At 38.9% G+C, this 18,868-nt stretch carries 17 protein-coding genes; 9 read left to right on the top strand and 8 right to left on the bottom strand.

All coding sequences use genetic code 11. The features are described 5' to 3' along the window. The coding region (locus ACIQ7T_RS27980; RefSeq protein WP_483869830.1) for a beta strand repeat-containing protein at positions 1-1,757 on the top strand (1,757 nt) is incomplete at its 5' end. Positions 1,758-1,919: 162 nt separating this feature from the next. Here ACIQ7T_RS27980 and hemY read toward each other — a convergent pair. From hemY to hemE, 3 genes are all read right to left on the bottom strand, one after another. Further along, positions 1,920-3,347, bottom strand: a complete 1,428-nt coding sequence (gene hemY, locus ACIQ7T_RS13570; protein ID WP_402871024.1) for a protoporphyrinogen oxidase — start codon at positions 3,345-3,347, stop codon at positions 1,920-1,922. Between the two features lie 14 nt (positions 3,348-3,361). Then, entirely contained in the window at positions 3,362-4,282 is a 921-nt protein-coding gene (hemH, locus tag ACIQ7T_RS13565; protein ID WP_370080890.1) for a ferrochelatase, read from the bottom strand. A gap of 154 nt (positions 4,283-4,436) precedes the next feature. Beyond that, complete coding sequence (hemE, locus tag ACIQ7T_RS13560; RefSeq protein ID WP_402870961.1) at positions 4,437-5,486, bottom strand: uroporphyrinogen decarboxylase; 1,050 nt, start codon at positions 5,484-5,486, stop codon at positions 4,437-4,439. A gap of 233 nt (positions 5,487-5,719) precedes the next feature. Between hemE and ACIQ7T_RS13555 the strand changes: the two genes are divergently transcribed. Beyond that, positions 5,720-6,238 carry an antibiotic biosynthesis monooxygenase family protein gene (locus tag ACIQ7T_RS13555; RefSeq protein ID WP_402870959.1) on the top strand — a complete coding sequence of 173 codons (519 nt, stop codon included), beginning with the start codon at positions 5,720-5,722 and terminating at the stop codon, positions 6,236-6,238. A gap of 379 nt (positions 6,239-6,617) precedes the next feature. After that, positions 6,618-7,778, top strand: a complete 1,161-nt coding sequence (locus tag ACIQ7T_RS13550; protein WP_402870957.1) for an amidohydrolase — start codon at positions 6,618-6,620, stop codon at positions 7,776-7,778. 58 nt (positions 7,779-7,836) lie between these two features. Here ACIQ7T_RS13550 and ACIQ7T_RS13545 read toward each other — a convergent pair whose 3' ends face one another. Together ACIQ7T_RS13545 and ACIQ7T_RS13540 are read right to left on the bottom strand one after the other, a co-directional pair. Beyond that, complete coding sequence (locus tag ACIQ7T_RS13545; RefSeq protein WP_370080898.1) at positions 7,837-9,021, bottom strand: ABC transporter permease; 1,185 nt, start codon at positions 9,019-9,021, stop codon at positions 7,837-7,839. After that, entirely contained in the window at positions 9,005-9,754 is a 750-nt protein-coding gene (locus tag ACIQ7T_RS13540) for an ABC transporter ATP-binding protein (RefSeq protein ID WP_370080899.1), read from the bottom strand. The genes ACIQ7T_RS13545 and ACIQ7T_RS13540 overlap by 17 nt, the downstream gene beginning before the upstream one ends. 104 nt (positions 9,755-9,858) lie before the next feature. Here ACIQ7T_RS13540 and ACIQ7T_RS13535 point away from each other — a divergent pair, with 104 nt between their 5' ends. The 5 genes from ACIQ7T_RS13535 (at position 9,859) to ACIQ7T_RS13515 (ending at position 12,917) form a co-directional block, all read left to right on the top strand. After that, entirely contained in the window at positions 9,859-10,281 is a 423-nt protein-coding gene (locus ACIQ7T_RS13535) for an HIT family protein (protein ID WP_402870954.1), read from the top strand. A gap of 123 nt (positions 10,282-10,404) precedes the next feature. Further along, a complete protein-coding gene (locus ACIQ7T_RS13530; protein ID WP_370080903.1) occupies positions 10,405-10,935 on the top strand; it encodes a tryptophan transporter in 531 nt (176 codons plus the stop codon). A gap of 141 nt (positions 10,936-11,076) precedes the next feature. After that, on the top strand, positions 11,077-11,472 hold the full coding sequence (locus ACIQ7T_RS13525) for a YtxH domain-containing protein (protein WP_370080905.1): 396 nt from the start codon (positions 11,077-11,079) through the stop codon (positions 11,470-11,472). 156 nt (positions 11,473-11,628) lie between these two features. Continuing rightward, entirely contained in the window at positions 11,629-12,189 is a 561-nt protein-coding gene (locus ACIQ7T_RS13520) for an HTH-type transcriptional regulator Hpr (RefSeq protein WP_370081047.1), read from the top strand. Between the two features lie 182 nt (positions 12,190-12,371). Further along, entirely contained in the window at positions 12,372-12,917 is a 546-nt protein-coding gene (locus ACIQ7T_RS13515; RefSeq protein ID WP_370080907.1) for a DUF3267 domain-containing protein, read from the top strand. Positions 12,918-13,514: 597 nt separating this feature from the next. Here the strand turns inward: ACIQ7T_RS13515 and ACIQ7T_RS13510 are convergent. Then, entirely contained in the window at positions 13,515-13,619 is a 105-nt protein-coding gene (locus ACIQ7T_RS13510; RefSeq protein WP_082337661.1) for a YjcZ family sporulation protein, read from the bottom strand. A gap of 144 nt (positions 13,620-13,763) precedes the next feature. On the opposite strand from ACIQ7T_RS13510, the gene ACIQ7T_RS13505 reads away from it, so the two are divergent. Beyond that, entirely contained in the window at positions 13,764-14,726 is a 963-nt protein-coding gene (locus ACIQ7T_RS13505; protein WP_370080909.1) for a peptidylprolyl isomerase, read from the top strand. A gap of 310 nt (positions 14,727-15,036) precedes the next feature. Here the strand turns inward: ACIQ7T_RS13505 and yhaM are convergent, their stop codons facing one another. Both yhaM and ACIQ7T_RS13495 read right to left on the bottom strand, forming a co-directional pair. Continuing rightward, a complete protein-coding gene (yhaM, locus tag ACIQ7T_RS13500) occupies positions 15,037-15,975 on the bottom strand; it encodes a 3'-5' exoribonuclease YhaM (protein ID WP_370080911.1) in 939 nt (312 codons plus the stop codon). Further along, a complete protein-coding gene (locus tag ACIQ7T_RS13495; protein ID WP_402870948.1) occupies positions 15,972-18,863 on the bottom strand; it encodes an ATP-binding protein in 2,892 nt (963 codons plus the stop codon). Before ACIQ7T_RS13495 ends, yhaM begins: the two co-directional genes overlap by 4 nt. Positions 18,864-18,868: the final 5 nt, after the last annotated feature.

Below are 18,868 nucleotides of genomic sequence, written 5' to 3'. Positions count from 1 at the left end.
CTACTGGGGCTACTGGGGCTACTGGGGCTACTGGGGCTACTGGGGCTACTGGGGCTACTGGGGCTACTGGGGCTACTGGGGCTACTGGGGCTACTGGCGCTACCGGTTCTACTGGGGCTACTGGCTCTGCTGGTGCGACTGGGGCTACCGGCTCTACTGGTGTGACTGGTTCTACTGGTTCTACCGGGGCTCCTGGTGTTACTGGTGTTACTGGTGACACTGGAGCTACTGGTTCTTCCGGAGTTACCGGTTCTACCGGGGCTACCGGGGCTACCGGGGCTACGGGAGCTACTGGCTCTACTGGCGTTACTGGTGACACTGGAGCTACCGGCTCTACTGGGGCTACTGGGGCTACTGGAGCTACCGGCTCTACTGGGGCTACTGGTTCTACTGGCGTTACTGGTGACACTGGAACTACCGGCTCTACTGGGGCTACTGGGGCTACTGGGGCTACTGGTTCTTTCGGAGTTACCGGTTCTACTGGTTCTACCGGGGCTACTGGAGTTACTGGCTCTACTGGCGTTACTGGAGCTACTGGTTCTACTGGAGCTACTGGTTCTTCCGGAGTTACCGGTTCTACTGGTTCTTCCGGGGCTACGGGAACTACTGGCTCTACTGGCGTTACTGGTGACACTGGAGCTACCGGCTCTACTGGGGCTACTGGTTCTACCGGAGTTACCGGTTCTACTGGAGCTACTGGTTCTTCCGGGGCTACGGGAACTACTGGCTCTACTGGCGTTACTGGTGACACTGGAGCTACCGGCTCTACTGGGGCTACTGGTTCTTCCGGAGTTACCGGTTCTACTGGAGCTACTGGTTCTTCCGGGGCTACGGGAGCTACTGGCTCTACTGGCGTTACTGGCTCTACTGGGGCTACTGGTTCTTCCGGAGTTACCGGTTCTACTGGCGTTACTGGATCTACTGGCGTTACTGGTGACACTGGAGCTACTGGAGCTACTGGTGTGACTGGTTCTACTGGCTCTACTGGCGTTACAGGTTCTACCGGGGCTACTGGAGCAACAGGCTCTACCGGAGCAACGGGCGCTACGGGAACAACAGGCTCTACTGGAGCAACAGGCTCTACTGGTGCTACTGGCTCTACTGGAGCAACAGGTACTACTGGAGCAACTGGGGCTACTGGAGCAACAGGTACTACTGGAGCAACAGGTACTACTGGAGCTACTGGGGCTACTGGGGCTACTGGAGCAACAGGTGTTACTGGTGTTACTGGTTTCACTGGTGTTACTGGTTTCACTGGTGTTACCGGCTCTACCGGACCAGCATTTACAGAAGGTTTCTCAGCATTTGCTAATGCTTTAACAGTAAGTGCTTCTACCACAATTACTAACTGGAGTGTTGCAGCTCCATATTTCACAACGCCAGCATTCAATCCAACGACCGGAATTTTCACTGTTCCAACGACTGGAAGATATGCTTTTGAAGCTACAATCAACTACTCAACTACTGCAGCGATTACCATAAGCTTAGGTGCCGGTATCAATCCATCATTTGCTATTCGCCAAAACACTACCACAGATTTAATAAGTGGTTTATTCCCTGTATTAAATATAGCTGTAACCCTGTTAACCTTACGTGCTGTCCTTGGTAATGGGACAGTAACATTAGCTGGGGAAGCCGATTTAAATGCAGGTGATGTTATTGATTTATTCTACAATGCTAACGGTTTAACGTTAGGACTTACTCTTGGAGGAGCTAACTCCGGCGGTATTGTATGGTCATGTCACCGAATTTCATAGCATTAAGATCTTTACTGGGAAAGTAGAAACTTACTTTCCCAGTTTTTAATTTGAGTTATCTAACTTGTGCAATTTGTACTTTGTCCTATCAAATTTCAAAATAAAAAAGTAGTACAAACATTGATCTTCAAGTTTGTACTACTTACTGATAACCATTTATCCTTAAAAATCGCCAAACATTTCCTTTAATGTTTCGTCAGCAATATTTTTACCTTGCTCAACGCACTCAGGTATTGATATTCCTTCGAAGGAACTCCCCGAGAGCTTAACAGTCGGAAAATGTTCACGTAATTCTTGTTTTACTCGCTCTACCTTCGTTTCATGTCCTACCGTATACTGTGGCATAGCATTTTTCCAGCGGGAAACTACAGTCATTAACGGTTCTCCATTTACACCAATTGTTTTCATTAAATCCTGCAATACAGTCTTTTCAATTTCTGTATCAGATAACGCTACAATTGCCTCGTCACCGACTCGGCCAATATAACTGCGTAACAGCACATAATCATCTGGTGTTGTGCCTGGCCATTTGCGGTTAATCCAAGTACAAGAAGTTATTGAAAAATCACTATTTCGGGAGACAAAAAATGATAACGCATCTAGATCACCTAACTGATCTTTTTTAAATGCCATTGTCACAGTAGCAATAGTTGCTGCCTTCATCGTACTCAATTCATTTAATAGCTGGTGTTTACTGAACATTTTTCTTGCCACATTAAATGGTGTAGCAATAATAACAGCATCTGCTTTTAATTGTGTAAAATTGTTTAACACAACTTGGACTGTACCATCCTTACCATGTTCAATTTCCTCAACTTTAACACCCTTCATAACTGTCCCTGGAAGTAGTGATTCTTCAAGTTTTTCGATAAGTGACTCAAGACCATTATTAAATGTTTGAAAAATCCCCTTATCTTTCGTATTGAGTTTGTTACTTAAAAAATTCGCACCAGACTTTTTCATACCAATCAGTAGACTACGATATTTTTGCTCTAATCCATAGAGCTGTGGGAATGTTGAGCGCATGCTTAACTGCTCAATATCACCAGCAAATGTTCCTGCAAGTAATGGCTCTACTAGATTTTCTACAATTTCAGCACCGAATCTTCTTCTAAAAAATTGCCCTAATGGTTGGTCATCGTTCTGTGCAGACCGAGGGATGAAAAAATCCCCCGCCGCACGAACTTTCCCGCTAAGTGAAAACAAACCTGATGTAATAAATGACGAGACATGTGGTGTTGCTCCAGACAAAAGACTGCTCGGGATTGGATACAATTGACTACCAACGGCAACATAAGTCGGTCCTGTATTGCTTGTAATCATTTCCTGTTCAATGCCTAAATCCTTTGCCAAAGCATATACATAGTTCTCACGATCAAAAAAAGATTCTGGACCGCGCTCGATAATAAAGCCATCTTTTCTCAGTGTTTGTATTTTTCCGCCAAGACGTAATGACGACTCGACAAGTACGATATCTAACGGCAATTCTTTTGCGCTTGCTTCTTTTTGCAAATAGAACGCAGCTGTGAGGCCAGTAATGCCACCGCCTACAACAACTACCTTTCGTCTTTTTTGAGTCACCAACATCATCACTTTCTTTTCGCTTAGCTTAATTTTTTATGAATGGCATCAACCATTGCATCAATAAATAACGGGTGTGTATTTGGCATTGCTGGACGATAATATTTCGCGCCAAGTTCATCACAAACAACTTTACATTCATAATCGTTGTCATATAACACTTCTAAATGTTCTGTTACAAAGCCAACTGGTGTATAAACGAATGAACGGAAGCCCTTTTGCTCGTAAAGTTCACGCGTTAAGTCCTGAACATCTGGACCGATCCATGGCTCAGGTGTTTGACCTGCTGACTGCCAGCCAACTTCTACATTGTTTACACCTGTCGCTTCTTTAATTAATCGAGCCGTCTCAATTAATTGATCTTCATATGGATCGCCTAGCTCTTTAATTTTCTCTGGAAGTGAATGTGCAGACACGATTAAACATGCTTTTTCACGTTCTCCTTCAGACATTGCATTAAATGTTTCATTCACTTTCATTTTCCAATACTCAATGAACTTCGGCTCATCATACCAAGATTCTACAGAAGTAATTGTTAATCGATCTCCAGCCGCTTCTGTTGCACGACCATTATATGATTTAATAGAGAACGTTGAGAAGTGAGGAGCTAATACGATAGAAACCGCTTCTTTAATACCTTCCGCTACCATTCCTTCTACAGCATCTTCAATGAATGGGTGGATATGCTTTAATCCGATAAATAATTTATATTCCACATTATCTTGTACTTCATTTAAACGTGCACATAAAGCTTCAGCCTGCGCTTTAGTAGCAGCAGCAAGTGGCGATAAACCACCGATTGCTTCATAACGACTGCGTAAATCTTCTAAATGCTCTTCTGTTGGTTTGCGACCGTGGCGAATATGCGTATAGTAAGGTTCGATGTCTTCTTCTTTATAGGGTGTTCCGTATGCCATAACTAATAAGCCTTTAACTTCTTTCATTACCTTTTCACCTCTAAATAATAGTTAAATATATCTTTAATTATAGTATGTGACAAAAAGAAGCTGTCCAATTCATTAGGTTGGACAGCACCCTTTCTACGATGAAATCGAGATGTCATTCATAGAAAAGAAAATATTCTTGTTCATATCTATATTAAGAGCGTGCTTGGATTTGTTGAGCACTATACTCATGAATAAGAGCTGTTAAACGTTTTAACACTTCTGGGTCAACCTCTGGGAAGACACCATGACCTAAGTTAAAAATATGTCCTGGCATTTCTAAGCCTTGATCGATAATATCTTTCGTGCGTTTTTCAATAATTGACCAGTCAGCAAGTAATAGTGATGGATCTAAATTGCCTTGTACTGGTTTAGTTATACCGTTTGCACGCGCTTCTTTAATTGGTAAACGCCAATCTAAGCCAACTACATCAATCGGTAAATCATTCCATTCTTTTGCTAAATGACTTGCACCGACGCCAAACTGAATAAGTGGCACATTTTCTTTTTTCAGCTCAGCAAAAATACGTGTCATAATCGGTTTAATGAAAACACGATAGTCTTCAACATTTAAAGCACCTACCCAAGAGTCAAATATTTGGATAGCTTTTGCTCCCGCTTCGACTTGGGCAGAAACATCAGAAATAATCATGTCAGCTAATTTGTCCATTAATGCAAACCAAGCTTGAGGCTCTGATACCATAAATGACTTTGTTTTATTATAATTTCTTGAAGGACCACCTTCAATCATATAGCTTGCAAGGGTGAATGGCGCACCTGCAAAGCAGATTAAAGGTACATTTAGTTGTTCCTCTGTTAACATTTTTATCGTCTCTAAAACGTATGGTGTATGTTCTTTCGCATTAAATTCGCCTAATTTTTCTATATCAGCGACTGAGCGAATAGGATTTGAAATTACAGGACCTACGCCTGCTTTGATTTTCACATCTACCCCAATACCAGGGAGTGGAGTTACTATATCTTTGTATAAAATTGCCGCATCAACATTGTAATTTTCTACTGGTAATCGCGTTACATATGCACAAAGCTCAGGTTGAAGTGTAATTTCCTCTAAAGAATACTTTTCTTTAATCGCACGATATTCTGGCTGAGAGCGTCCTGCTTGTCGCATATACCATACTGGTGTATGCTCAGTTCTTTCTCCTCGTGCAGCACGTAGAAGAGTATCATTAAAAGTTGTCATGAATAGTTCCTTCCCCTCAATAAAATTCATATCGTAAAATTCTCTTGTTTATTCCGTTATTATTGATATCCGTTTTCAATAGTAAACGCTTCCTCTGTTATTGTATAGTTTTCATAGTGAAATGTCATAAAATTGTTCTTTCTAAGACATTTCTTTTTTGACAAAGCTTTAGACTTCCACTTAAATGGAGATAATCACGCTATATTACGAAAATTCATAAGGAGGTCAATTTTATGTATATTTATTTAACTTCTGGTACAGGTGATTTTTTAGAACAGATTAAGAATAAATATCCAAACGAGGCAATGATTTTAATACATGGAGAAGGGAACTCCGTGCTTATACACGAAACTGAAAGAAAATCAGTCTTTGCCACACCTCGTAAGTTTGAAGTGCTAGATTCAGTAAATGATTTAGAAGAACGCGGCTTCTTTGTATTCAACAATATTCCCGTTACAGATGAGGGTCGACCAGTTTTTGAACATCGCTTTTTAAATCGAGCAGGCGCTATAGAAGATGAGCCAGGCTTTGTAGCATTTCGACTACTTCGTCCATTAAATAGTGAAACATACATTGTCATGACACAATGGAACGGCCCTCATTCGTTTGAAGCATGGAAAAGCTCAAAGGCCTTTGCATCCGCACACGCTGAACGAAAAGAACCAACAGGTGTGAATCAACAAAATATTTTCTCAGCAGCTTCATATGTCACAACCTATAGCGCTGCTCCAAAGGAAGAAAATGAAGATTAGTTAGGGCGTGCAGGGATTCACTGCTTTCCACGGGTATCTCCCGGGTGCGAGGATATTCGCTTCTCTTCCGCGAGTATTCTCCCAGATTCGCGAGTATTCGCTTCCCTTCCGCGAGTATTCTGCTCGGGTGCGCGAGTATCCACCAGGTGCAGGGTACTCGATGTTCTTCCGCGAGTGTTCGCTGCCCTTCCGCGAGTATTCTCCCCGGATTCGCGGGTATCCACCGACCTTCCGGGGGCATTCTCCAGAACGCGGGGAATGCATTACTCTTGCCAAGAATATTCTTTTATGAGAAGTGCTGAACCGCTGTTTATCCAGTTTGTGAAACTATTATGTTACTAATAAAAATCTAGGATAATCTGTTTAAGGGGGTTTTACTGTGAACCAACGTTTACTTGAAAAGATTGATGCCCATTTTGATGAAATGGTGGCGATTCGTCGTCATCTACATATGCATCCGGAGCTGAGCTTTCTGGAGCAAGAAACCGCTAATTATATTATTCAATTTTATAAAAATCTAGGCGTACCGGTTGAAGCTAATGTCAGTGGATACGGTTTAATTGCACGGATTAAGGGAAGCAAGCCTGGCAAAACGATTGCCTTACGAGCAGACTTTGATGCACTGCCTATACAAGATGAAAAAGACGTACCATACAAATCAACTGTATCTGGCGTTATGCATGCTTGCGGGCATGATGGTCATACAGCTACTTTGTTAATTGTCGGTAAGCTATTGTGGGAAATGCGCGATGAATTAGCAGGAGAATATGTACTGATTCATCAGCATGCTGAAGAGGCTGATCCAGGAGGAGCGATTGGGATGGTACAGGCTGGAGCTTTGGATGGCGTTGATGCTATTTTTGGTACACATCTATCTTCTAACCATCCAACAGGCATGATTGGCTACCGCGTCGGTCCAACGATGGCTGCTGTTGATAGTTTTGAAATGAAAATTCAAGGTCAAGGCGGTCACGGCGCTCATCCGGATCAAACAAAGGATGCAATCGTTATTGGCTCTCAGCTTGTTATGAATTTACAACAACTTGTCGCACGTCGAGTTGACCCAATCGAATCGGCTGTTTTATCAGTTGGTTCATTCGTAGCATCTAATGCTGACAATATTATTGCCGATACAGCCTATTTAAATGGTACAATTCGAACATTTGATAAGAATGTTCGTGAAACGATGGAGCGTGAGTTTAAACGGGTTATCCAAGGTACAGAAATTGCGCATGATTGTACAATTGAACTGAATTATCGTCGTGGCTACCCCGCAGTTGTAAATCATGAGAAAGAAACACTATTTGTGCGTGACATCGCACAGGATATTTGCGATGTTATGGAAGTTAAAGCAAGTATGGGGGCTGAAGATTTCGCTTACTACTTAGAAGAAAAACCAGGTACTTTCTTCTTTACTGGAGCCAGACCATCTGAATATGCACCACATCATCATCCAAAATTCGATATAGATGAAAAAGGTATGCTCATTGCTGCAAAGGTATTATTAACAGCAGCACTAGACTACCAATTAGTAGAATAGAAAATAAAGCTCATTTCTCCAATTCTTTTATCGGAGAAATGAGCTTTTGATTTCATTATCAAGATTTTGAGACCTTAGCAGTCAATTCACTTACAATCAGTATGATAATAAAAGTTACATAAAACATTGGCTGTGTGATACCACATAGACCAACTATAATAGCTTGAGTGATCATCGCAAGACGTACAATTTGATTGACTGCTACCTTACGTGCTTCATCAGGTAAAGGATAAAGCATGTCCATGCGGAACTCACCACTTGATAATAATGCCGACTTTAATTGTATAGTTGTAGCAAAGCTTAATGCACCTGCAACAATCCATGAAACGACTGGTATATCTACAAAGGCTGCAATAACAGCTGAAATCACTGTTAAACGGAACCATAAATAAAAATGATCATCTGTTCGGATGAATGTACGGTACACCAAGTATTTTTGAGTATTATCCTTGTTGTATGGAACAAATTTGTAAAGCCAGTCAAGCCAACCTCGACGACGGATGCTACCACGTAGATGTGGAACGTCTGTGAAATAATTAGCAAAACGATAGAAGCTCATCATGCGGTTTTGTTCAAGCTTTACGAAATGCTCGTATGGGACAGGTTCACCCGTGCATTTTTTTCTAAATATTACAATATACACACACCCAATTGCAGCAGCAACAATTGCTAAAATAAGCTGCATATGAAGCCCCATGTACACAGCAACACTAAAGATAACAGCTCGAATTAGCCTGTCCACCCATATCATTTGACCCCGTTCACTATAACGAAAGCTAAATTCGCCCTGAACGCTCAAATACTTCAATATAATAATAAGTAGGAACACTGACCAAATTTCAAATGTAGTTAATTCAGTAACAGCCTTTAGTAAAGGGATACTAACGATATAAACAATTGCCACAACCCACACCTGTGACCAAAACGTCCACGCTAACGCCTTTTTGAAATACTGCGACATTTTTGATTCTAAAGGTAATAAATACACTTGGTCTGGCTCTCTCAAAAGTGAAGTTGGACGACTAAATGCTAGTAAAATCCCTACAAATACTGCGATTAATACCTCTGCTGGAAAATCAGACTGTACAACTTTCAGCCATTCACTATATTGATAACCCCCTGCTCCGATAAGAAATACTAGTACAATCGCTAAATGCCCTGTAAAAATAAACCGCATATATTTTTGCACTTCACCTATATAGTGCATGAAGCGAGAGGACCATACATCACGCAAGTTCTTCATGGTCGCGCTCCTTTGTCATTGCAATATATAAATCATCCAATGTCGCATGTGGCATCGCAAATGCGTTGCGTAAATCCTCCATTGTTCCTTGTGCTCGCACACGTCCTTCATGCAATAAAATGATGCGGTCACAATGCTTTTCAGCGGTCGATAAAATATGCGTGGACATTAATATAGAAGCGCCCTCTTTTTTCTTTTCATCCATCTGATCAAGCAATGATTGAATCCCAAGTGGATCAAGACCCACAAAAGGCTCATCAATAATGTAAAGACTTGGATTGACTAAAAAGGCACACATAATCATAACCTTTTGACGCATTCCCTTTGAGAAATGCGAAGGGAACCAATTAAGTCGCTTTTCCATTCGAAATTCTTTTAATAATATTTCTGAACGAGCTGCGAGTGTTGCTTCATCTAAACCGTAAGCCATTGCGGTCAATTCTAAATGTTCACGTAATGTTAGCTCATCGTATAATACAGGTGTTTCAGGAATATAGGAAAATGCTGTACGATACTTGTCCGTATTTTCCTTTAACGTCACACCATTCAAACGAATGTCGCCTTCTTTCGGAAGCATTGTTCCGATGATATGCTTAATCGTTGTACTTTTCCCAGCGCCGTTCAAGCCTATTAAGCCAACAAGCTCTCCTTTTTCAATCGCAAATGATAAATCTTTAATAACAGGCTTTCTTGTATAACCACCTGTCACATGTTGTACTTCTAATACCGTCATGCCCTCACTCCTCTTCTAGTTTATATTTTATCAAAAATTAGCAAATGATACAGTTATGAGTGTGATAGAATGTACTTACATATAAAATAAGGAGGAATTTTCAAATGAGCGATTGCCTATTTTGCAAAATCATTGATGGATCTATTCCAAGCACAAAAATTTATGAAGACGAGCATGTCTATGCATTTACTGACATTTCGCCCGTTGCAAAAGGTCATACACTATTAATTCCAAAACATCACTGTAAGGATCTATTCGAAATGCCTGAGGATGTAGCTCGTAATTTATATGCAGTAGCACCGAAAATTGCAAATGCTATTAAAGCTGCTTTTAATCCAATCGGACTGAATACAATTAATAATAATGGTGCTGCAGCTGGACAAACTGTTTTCCACTATCACTTACATTTTATTCCACGTTACGATCAAAAAGAAGGCTTGGGCTTAATTTGGCAAACACAAAAATATACACCAGAGCAATTAACTGAAGTTGCTGAAAGCATTAAAGCTAACATTGAGACACTCTAATTGTCAGAATTGTGTGTTGCAATTTTTAAATTTATAGCGTACAATCACAAATAAGTTTCGCTAACGGTCATGAGGACACGTTAGGAGACAAAAAAGATTAGCATAGTCGAGGAGAGATTAGAAATGAATACAAAGAATTTAGTATTAATGGCACTTTTAGTTGGTGTTGGTGCTACCCTTTACGTGGTCACACCAGGTATGGTAAATGGCATGAAACCTGATTTCATGCTAACAATGATGTTTATTGGCATTTTATTGTTCCCTACTTTTAAAGAAACGTTCTTACTTTCTTTAGCAACAGGAGTACTTTCAGGATTGTTTACAACATTTCCAGCTGGCCTTGTTCCAAATATTATCGATAAAGCAGTAACAGGCTTTGTCTTTTTAGCTGTCTTAATGGTGCTAAAAAAATTGGCAAGCAATTTCGCAGTATCTGCTGGCTTAGTTGGTTTAGGAACAATTTTATCTGGAACGGTCTTTTTAGCAGTCGCACTTTTTGTTTTCAATGCAAATGTTGGTGCAACATTCGCTGTTCTATTTGTAGGCGTTGTATTACCTGCTGTAGTATTTAATGTTATTGCTTTTGCAATTATTTATCCTATAGTTGCAAAATTAGTGAAGCGTTCTAAATTCCAAACAGCTATTTCAATTTAATAAAAATACATGTTCATCTACAAAGGAAACTAAACAGTGATTCAAAATCACTCGTTTAGTTTCTTTTTTCTTTTTGTATTTGTACATTTCATGGTTTAATAGTAGGTAACACATGATCATTAAAGAAATGAGGTATTCAAAATGAAAGCAAAACCATTTTTATTTGGACTGGCAGCTGGGATTGTCGGCGGTACAATCGCTGTATTTTTTTCAACTCCTCAATCAGGACAACAATTACGTGCTAATTTGCGAGCAAATGCTGCAAGTACAAAGGACAAGCTTTTAGATGTAAAACAGCAAGCAGGCACAGTTAAACAATCCGTTAATTCACTCACAAATGAAATGAAAAATAATATACCACTAATAATAAATGATTTAAAACAAACTATTACTACATTTACTGAAGAAATCGAGCCGTCAAAAAATAACTTACAACAAGAAATAGAAGCATTACAGAATTCAATAAGCGAAATCGAGAAAAACGTTGCACAATTTACAGAAAAAAAGAAAAAACCGCAAGAAAAAGTTAGCGACTAAAGTCCTTGCACACTGATAAATAAACTGCATTTTTATCAATTTCAATCTATATAATGTTATTTTTCAACCACTTTTCAATTTTTTAATTTTTCTAACTTTAAACTTTTTTCCTTTATTGCTATAATATTTTTAAAATGTTAAAGAAAGCAGTAGGTGATGGCTTTGTCAGAGGAATTATACACTCAAAAAGAAGCGATGCTTTATAGTCAAAGAATTGCGCAATTATCAAAAGCCTTATGGAAAGCAGTGGAAAAAGATTGGCAGCAATGGATTAAACCCTACGATTTAAATATTAACGAACATCATATTTTATGGATTTCGTATCATTTAAAAGGGGCTTCAATTTCCGATGTGGCAAAATTCGGGGTTATGCACGTTTCTACAGCATTTAATTTTTCTAAAAAATTAGAAGAACGTGGATTCCTTAAGTTTTCAAAGCGGGATGACGATAAGCGTAATACGTATGTTGAGTTAACAGAAACAGGTACAGAACTTATTGTTGAAATGAATAGTAATTATCATAATACGTATCATTCTGTGCTAGAAGGCTCATTAGCTTTAAAAGACCTATACGGTCGCTTCCCAGAATTTTTAGACGTTATGGCTGTTATTCGCAATATATACGGTGAGGACTTCATCGACATTTTTGAGCGTTCCTTCCAACACTTCCGTGAGTCCTTTGATAAGGTAGAAGAACGTCCAACTGTAAAAGGATGAAAGTGAAAATAATAGGCTTTTAGGGTCGGTTGTTCGTAATCTGAGCTTAATGGCCTTAAAGCCTATAAATCATGCTAAAAGAGGTACTTCAGAAATTTTTCTGAGATACCTCCTTTTTCTTGCATTCTAGCAAAAATCAATTTACATTAGATAGGACCATTCATACTACGGAGTTGATAATCATGCATTGTTGGAAAATATTAAACCTTGAACATCATTACGGAAAAACGCGTATTATGATCATGGCTATATTTTCTTTTTTAACTGTATTCTCTCTTTCCTATGTAACATTTAATTTATTTAATGATGAGCACTATACAGATCGTTTGTTTTGGCTATTTGTAATTGCTGTATTTGCAATCTATCCAATCCACAAATGCTTACACTTTCTAGCATTGTATGATTTACGTCAACATTTAAAATTGCGTGTGCGTACCCAATTTTATGTTATTCCTGTGCTACACATGCGTATCCGTGAACCTTTATCGAAAAATCGTTATATTTTAGCTTTACTCACACCATTTATTGTTTTAAATACAAGCATTATATTAGGTACACTGCTATTCCCTGCGTATACACATTACGGCACTTTACTTTTAGCTTACCATTGTAGTCTATGTGTAATTGATATTCTATATGTGAAATATTTATTGAATTCACCTAAAGACTCCCAGGTTGAGGAGACGCCTAAGGGCTATGAAATTTTAGTGCCACCTACTATTCACTAAATTGCTTGTACTTGTGTTTTATTGACGTTTTTTGTTATGCTATTAATACTGAAAGAGGGGAGGAATAGACTTGCTGTTAATGATTGTAGTTCTATTCTCGGTGTTCTATTTATTTCAAATAAACCGCATGACTTATGCGCTGTGCATGCGACGTGAAATTCCCGAAGAAAAACAACCAAAAGTATTCCGAACTATAAATATACTTATAACAATATTACTTGTCTCATTTTATATTGAAGTTTTATATGCAGTATAGTAGATCAATTATGCCTCGGCATAATTCCGTGACATCCGCCGGAGGCTTTAACTTATTTCAGCGGATGTTTGGACACCTTTTGAAAGTTACTTAAATCCGCATTCATCTCGCCACCAATAGAGGTGGAAGATTTTTGTAGCTGGCGCTTCGCTTTCGCTACAAAAGTCATCTGCTGAAAGAAGTTAATAAGAAAAAGGCATCCACTTCCTTTTGGACACCTAATGTGATCACTTGGTCTGACCATATATTTGTGACGTGACCTCAAAACTGCGGTGTGGATGCCTTACATTGTAAAAAAAGCTAAGGACGTTAAACCCTTAGCTTTTCGTCATTTTTATTAATTAATATAGGAACGCTGCACCAACGATAATTAATAAAATAAACAACACAACTAATAAAGCAAAGCCTGAGCCGTAGCCACCGCCACCATATCCTCCGCTGCTCATAACTTCACCCCCTTTCTTTTCTATATCCTATGCGCTTGAAAGTTTGAAATATAGGCTATACTCAAGGGGGAACCATTTTGTTTTTAAAACGTTTATGTTATAGTAAAAAATGGACGAAACCATTGTAAGGAGAGAATATCCACTATGAAAAAGACAGTTTTATCTTTAACATTAGCTGCTTCGGTATTAGCGCTTGGTGCTTGTAGCGGAGGAGACAACAAAACGATTGCAACTTCAAAAGTAGGAGACATTACAGTTGCTGACTTTAACAAAACATCAAAAAATTTAGCAGGTTCTCAAATACTTTCACAAATGTTGACTGAAAAAGTATTAGCTGATAAATATAAAGTATCAGATAAAGAAGTCAAAGAGGCATATGACGCAACTGCTTCACAATTTGGTGATGACTTTGCCCAAGCACTTTCTGAGAACGGCCTAACTGAAGAAGGCTATAAAGATGCTTTACGTGTTCAACTTCTTTCTGAAAAGGCTTTAAAAGATAAAGCTTTTAAAGAAGCAGATATCAAAAAACATTATGAGCAAATGAAAACTGAGTTAAATGGTCGTCATATTTTAGTAGCAGATGAGAAAACAGCTCAAGAAGTCATTGCCAAAATTAAAGGTGGCGCTAAATTTGCTGATGTAGCAAAAGAATACTCAACTGATACTGGCTCTGCTCCAAAAGGCGGAGAGCTTGGTTGGTTCTCTGTTGGCGCAATGGTAGATGAATTTAATGATGCTGCTTATGCCCTTCCTGAAAACACTTTAAGTGAACCAGTTAAAACAAGCTTTGGTTACCACGTTATTGAAATTACGGACAAGCGTGATGTAAAAGGTGTTGGCTCATTCAAAGATGAAGAAGAAAACATCCGTTCACAGATGCTACAAAAATTAGGGCAGACAGGTGAGGACCAACAAGTTCTTAAAGATATCATTGCAAAAATGGCAAAAGATGCTGATATTAAAACATCTGATAAAGAATTAGAACCTGTTATCAAGTCCCTTACAACAACAAGTGAAGAGCAAGCTAAAGCTCAAGAAGAAGCAGCTAAAAAAGCTCAAGAAAACGCTGAAAAAGAAAGTAATAAAGATACTGACAAAAAATAATCTAAATTTGTTGTTATTTTACTATATGAAAAAGGGTTACGCTTATACAGGCGTAACCCTTTTTATACAAAAAGTATCTTGAAAACACTTATAAAAGACAAATGAAGAGGATTTATTTTGAATAAAGTTTAATCAAAATGAATCCTCTTTCCTTTTAAATGCTATTTCATTTTTTCACAAAGGCGCTATCACATGACTTTGCTTTTAGCCTTCTTCCTTTACTAAGAGGCTCATCTGTGACGCTTTCGCTCGGTCCTGAATCCAATTAACTTATAGACAGAGCATCCCCTCTGAAGCCTCAGATCTACATTTATTTAATAGACGGCTTATAAAACGATCGATTATCAAGCGGAAATAGTCGCTCAGTAAACTCACCTGGCGCTGTTTTACCTAATGCTCGTGCTAGCATGTTCATCTTTGCATCAATATTATCAATATAATGCAAGATTTCCGCTTCTTGAATCATCGGTTTTTTCGGGCTGCCCCATTCTTCTTTACCGTGGTGAGAAAGCACCATATGTTGCAATAGCATGACTTCCTCTCCCTCGATCTCTAGTTCACTAGCAATCTTGGCAATTTCATTGACCATAATCGTAATATGACCAAGTAAATTCCCTTCTACAGTATACATTGTTGCAACTGGCCCTGATAGCTCAACAACCTTACCGATATCATGCAGAATAATCCCTGCATATAACAGATCTCGATTTAATGTAGGATATAAATCAGCAATTGCTTTTCCTAGTCTTAACATTGACACCATATGATCCAAAAGACCAGATGCATAATCATGGTGATTTTTCGTTGCAGCTGGATATACTAAAATAGCATCTTGATGTTTTTTAATAGCTGCACGTGTAATTCGAGAAATATTTGGATTTTTAATATCAAAGAAAAATTGCGTCAATTCTTCATATAATTCTTCTTTTGGAGTTGCTGAGGAAGGAACTAAATCATTAATAGCAATTCCCTCCTCCGGTTTTGCTACACGGATTGATTTTATACGCAATTGGTTTTTGCCACGGTAGTCATGAATTTCTCCACCTACACGGACAATTGCCTCAGCGTGATACATTTTTTCATGATCATCATTTGTATCCCATAGCTTTGCCTCAATATCTCCACTTTTATCTTGTAATAACAGTGACATAAATGGCTTTCCAACTGTGGTAACTCCTTTTGTCGCCTGTTTAATTAATAAAAATTGATCAACTGATTCTCCAACCTGGAGCGTCGTAATACCCTTCATTTTGACGCCACTCCCCTTTCATTTGCTAGTGCTCCTACATTAACTATTTGGTCTTTCTGCCAATGTTCGAGCATCCCGTCATGGCAAGTAAAATATAAAATTTGACGTTCATACCCTACTTCTTTCATTAATTGTACCATTTTGTCTGTACGGTTTCGATCAAAATGGACAAAAGGGTCGTCCATAATAAATGGAAATGGAGCAGAAGTTGTCAGTGTTTTTGCTAGTGCCATGCGCAACGAAATATAAGCTTGCTCCTTCGTTGCCTGTGATAATTCTGCCATTTGATAACGTAATCCAGAAACATCCTGTGTAACAAAATAGCCTTCATCATTAATTAAAAGCTTCTCGTAACGTCCACCTGTTAATAAATTAAATATCGCATTAACCTCTGTCAAAACATATGGTAGTTTTTCTTCTCTTAGGCGGAACAATGTTTCATGAATTGCAGTAGCCAATGCCTTTTTTGTAGCCCATTGCCCTATTAGCTGTTGCAGCACTGATTTCTCCTCTTCAAACTGTTGAAGCAATTGACCATATTTCTCGTCATTTAGAAGATTCTCCTTCTGAATTTGTAGTGTCGCGCGTTGTTCTAAGCAATGATCTATAGCTACCTGCATTGCGCCACGCTCTTCTTCTAAAGTAAGTAGTTTTTCTTTAAGCTGTTCCTCGTCCATTAATGACTGTTCGTTTCCTACATTCAGCGAGGCTAGCTGACTCTGAATGGCTTGAAGTTCTGTTGTTATTTTTTGTTGTTGCTCAAATTGTTCATGAGTTTCGTAATAAGCCTTCTCTGATTGAACATTCGCAGCATTATATAACTGAGTAATTTCAGACTCATAGCTGTCTATATGTGATTGAACTCCTTGAATTTTGGTCTGAAGGCTAGTTAACTGCTCTTTTGCTTGTTGAGATATCTGTTGCTCCTGCTGTAAGGTAAGGAATGTATTACGTAAATGCATAAAGAGTTCTTGCTCACTATACTCTGCATGTAAGACTCGCTGTACTTGATCTAGAAGCTCAATTTTCTCCGCTTGTACCGTTTGTAGGAGTGTAAATGTACTCTTCTTTTTTGCTGCCAACTCTTGAGCACCACGAATGCGCATAAACAGCTCGGGTAATAATGTTTTCGGTATATTCCCCTCTAAGCGATAGCGCCCTAAAAAATGTTGAAGCGACTGAGTAGCCTCTTCACTCACCTGCTCAGCCCGCTGAATTTTATATTCAAGTTTCACATATTGATGTTCTTTTTCTTGCTGTTGCTCATTTACATGTAACAAGCGATCTTCAAGTTTTTGTTTTTTCAGCAGGATGGCTTGAGCAACATTTTCCTCCTGCTCTAACTCACGTATTTGCTGACTTTGTTGTTTACTCGGCGCTTCATGTGTTTGTCTAGCAAATTTCAAATATAAAATAATGATCAGCGACATAACCGCTCCTACAACGATGACAGCCATATTTTTTTCCATAACACCATAAATAAACGAAAGTATACTTATGGCTAACACAATAAATATAAAAACATTTGGTTGTTGTTGTTTCGAGCGCTGCGACCTTCCATAGCGCAATTGTTCAAGCTTTCGCTTTCGTTGAGGCCACTGTGCTAAAATATGTTCTTCCTCTGTAGATAATGACTCCTGTTGAAGCTGTTGTTTTAGTTGAGCAATTGTATCTAATTCTGCATGTAGTTGCTCCAACGAACGCAAATGAAATTTCAGTTCTTCTTCTGCTTCTTCTAATAGGCTTAATTGTTGTTGAAACTGTTCTTCTTGCTGTAATGACACTGTTTCCACAAGTAGAATATCCTGCGCTGTTTTTTCCTGAACACCTAACAAACGAAACTGCGCTTCTATTTCTTGCTCGATTAAAAACAGCTCATCCATTAAGTTCTGTTCCTTAACGACTAACTGATTCCATGTTGCTTCCCTATTTAAAAGCCGAGACATTTCAGTAATAGTTTGCTCGTCCACCGTTAATTGTAGCTTTTTTTGTAGTTCCTGATACTGCTCCCTCAGCTGCTGCATTTGTAGTGTTTCATGCATAAGCCGATCCTTTAATTGCTCATAACGTCGGATCCCTTCTGGTGGAAACTGCACATGTTCATAGCTTTTTTGCGTCTGTTCGAAAGCTTTTTGCTGTTTTAAAAGCGGCATAGCCTGCTGCAGAATTGTAAGCTGTTGCCAATTTCGTTGCTGTGTTTTTTGCTGATTATATAACCCTTCTAGCCTTTGATCGAGCTGTTGTAATTGTAATAATTTATCCTCAAAGGTCTGAATATTACCTTGTTCTTGTTTAATTGTGCGTTCTAGCTTTTTTACATGCTCCAATTTTTGATTAATGAGTGGCACTTTGCCTGTTTTTTTAAAAAGCTCACCAGATTCTTTGTCCATTTTCTTTTCTAGAGACGATAGCTGTTGAATCCCTGTTGTCCCAGAGGCAAGCAACAAATGTGTAAGCTCTTCCTCTGACATTTTTTCAATGCCCTGTAGTTCATGTAATGAAAAGGAGAAAATGGACTCAAAGGAAGCTTTTGAATAACCATATAATAGTTTTGCTAAAAGTTCCTCATGCCCAATTGTTCCGTCTTCTAGATAAACTGTGACATCTCCAGCGGCCTTGCCTTTAATGCGTTCTATCGTGCATTGCCCATACGTTGGATGCCCAATTGTAAGCTGACCACCGAATTTAGTCGATACTTTCGGCTCATATTTACGTTGTGTCTGCTGTCTCGTGGGAAATCCGAAAAGCATTTGTAAAATAAACTGTTGAATGGTTGTTTTACCCGCTTCATTCATACCATAAAAAATGGTAACACCTTCATGTAAAGTAATGGTGATGTTTTCATGCTTACCAAAACCATAAATTTGGATTTTTTGTATCGTTAGCATGTTAT

The organism is Lysinibacillus sp. NPDC096212 (assembly GCF_044763105.1).
GTDB lineage: Bacteria > Bacillota > Bacilli > Bacillales_A > Planococcaceae > Lysinibacillus.
Note: the sequence above shows the minus strand (reverse complement) of the source record. Positions and strands in the feature narration are given on the sequence as shown.

Bases quoted from the DNA above. Each gene is read 5' to 3' on its own strand.
- ACIQ7T_RS13505 (WP_370080909.1), top strand. From the start codon at position 13,764: ATGAAAAAGACAGTTTTATCTTTAACATTAGCTGCTTCGGTATTAGCG.
- hemH (WP_370080890.1), bottom strand. From the start codon at position 4,282: ATGAAAGAAGTTAAAGGCTTATTAGTTATGGCATACGGAACACCCTAT.
- hemY (WP_402871024.1), bottom strand. From the start codon at position 3,347: ATGATGTTGGTGACTCAAAAAAGACGAAAGGTAGTTGTTGTAGGCGGT.
- ACIQ7T_RS13510 (WP_082337661.1), bottom strand. From the start codon at position 13,619: ATGAGCAGCGGAGGATATGGTGGCGGTGGCTACGGCTCAGGCTTTGCT.
- ACIQ7T_RS13515 (WP_370080907.1), top strand. From the start codon at position 12,372: ATGCATTGTTGGAAAATATTAAACCTTGAACATCATTACGGAAAAACG.
- ACIQ7T_RS13520 (WP_370081047.1), top strand. From the start codon at position 11,629: ATGGCTTTGTCAGAGGAATTATACACTCAAAAAGAAGCGATGCTTTAT.
- ACIQ7T_RS13530 (WP_370080903.1), top strand. From the start codon at position 10,405: ATGAATACAAAGAATTTAGTATTAATGGCACTTTTAGTTGGTGTTGGT.
- ACIQ7T_RS13545 (WP_370080898.1), bottom strand. From the start codon at position 9,021: ATGAAGAACTTGCGTGATGTATGGTCCTCTCGCTTCATGCACTATATA.
- hemE (WP_402870961.1), bottom strand. From the start codon at position 5,486: ATGACAACTTTTAATGATACTCTTCTACGTGCTGCACGAGGAGAAAGA.
- ACIQ7T_RS13495 (WP_402870948.1), bottom strand. From the start codon at position 18,863: ATGCTAACGATACAAAAAATCCAAATTTATGGTTTTGGTAAGCATGAA.
- ACIQ7T_RS13525 (WP_370080905.1), top strand. From the start codon at position 11,077: ATGAAAGCAAAACCATTTTTATTTGGACTGGCAGCTGGGATTGTCGGC.
- ACIQ7T_RS13535 (WP_402870954.1), top strand. From the start codon at position 9,859: ATGAGCGATTGCCTATTTTGCAAAATCATTGATGGATCTATTCCAAGC.
- ACIQ7T_RS13540 (WP_370080899.1), bottom strand. From the start codon at position 9,754: ATGACGGTATTAGAAGTACAACATGTGACAGGTGGTTATACAAGAAAG.
- yhaM (WP_370080911.1), bottom strand. From the start codon at position 15,975: ATGAAGGGTATTACGACGCTCCAGGTTGGAGAATCAGTTGATCAATTT.
- ACIQ7T_RS13555 (WP_402870959.1), top strand. From the start codon at position 5,720: ATGTATATTTATTTAACTTCTGGTACAGGTGATTTTTTAGAACAGATT.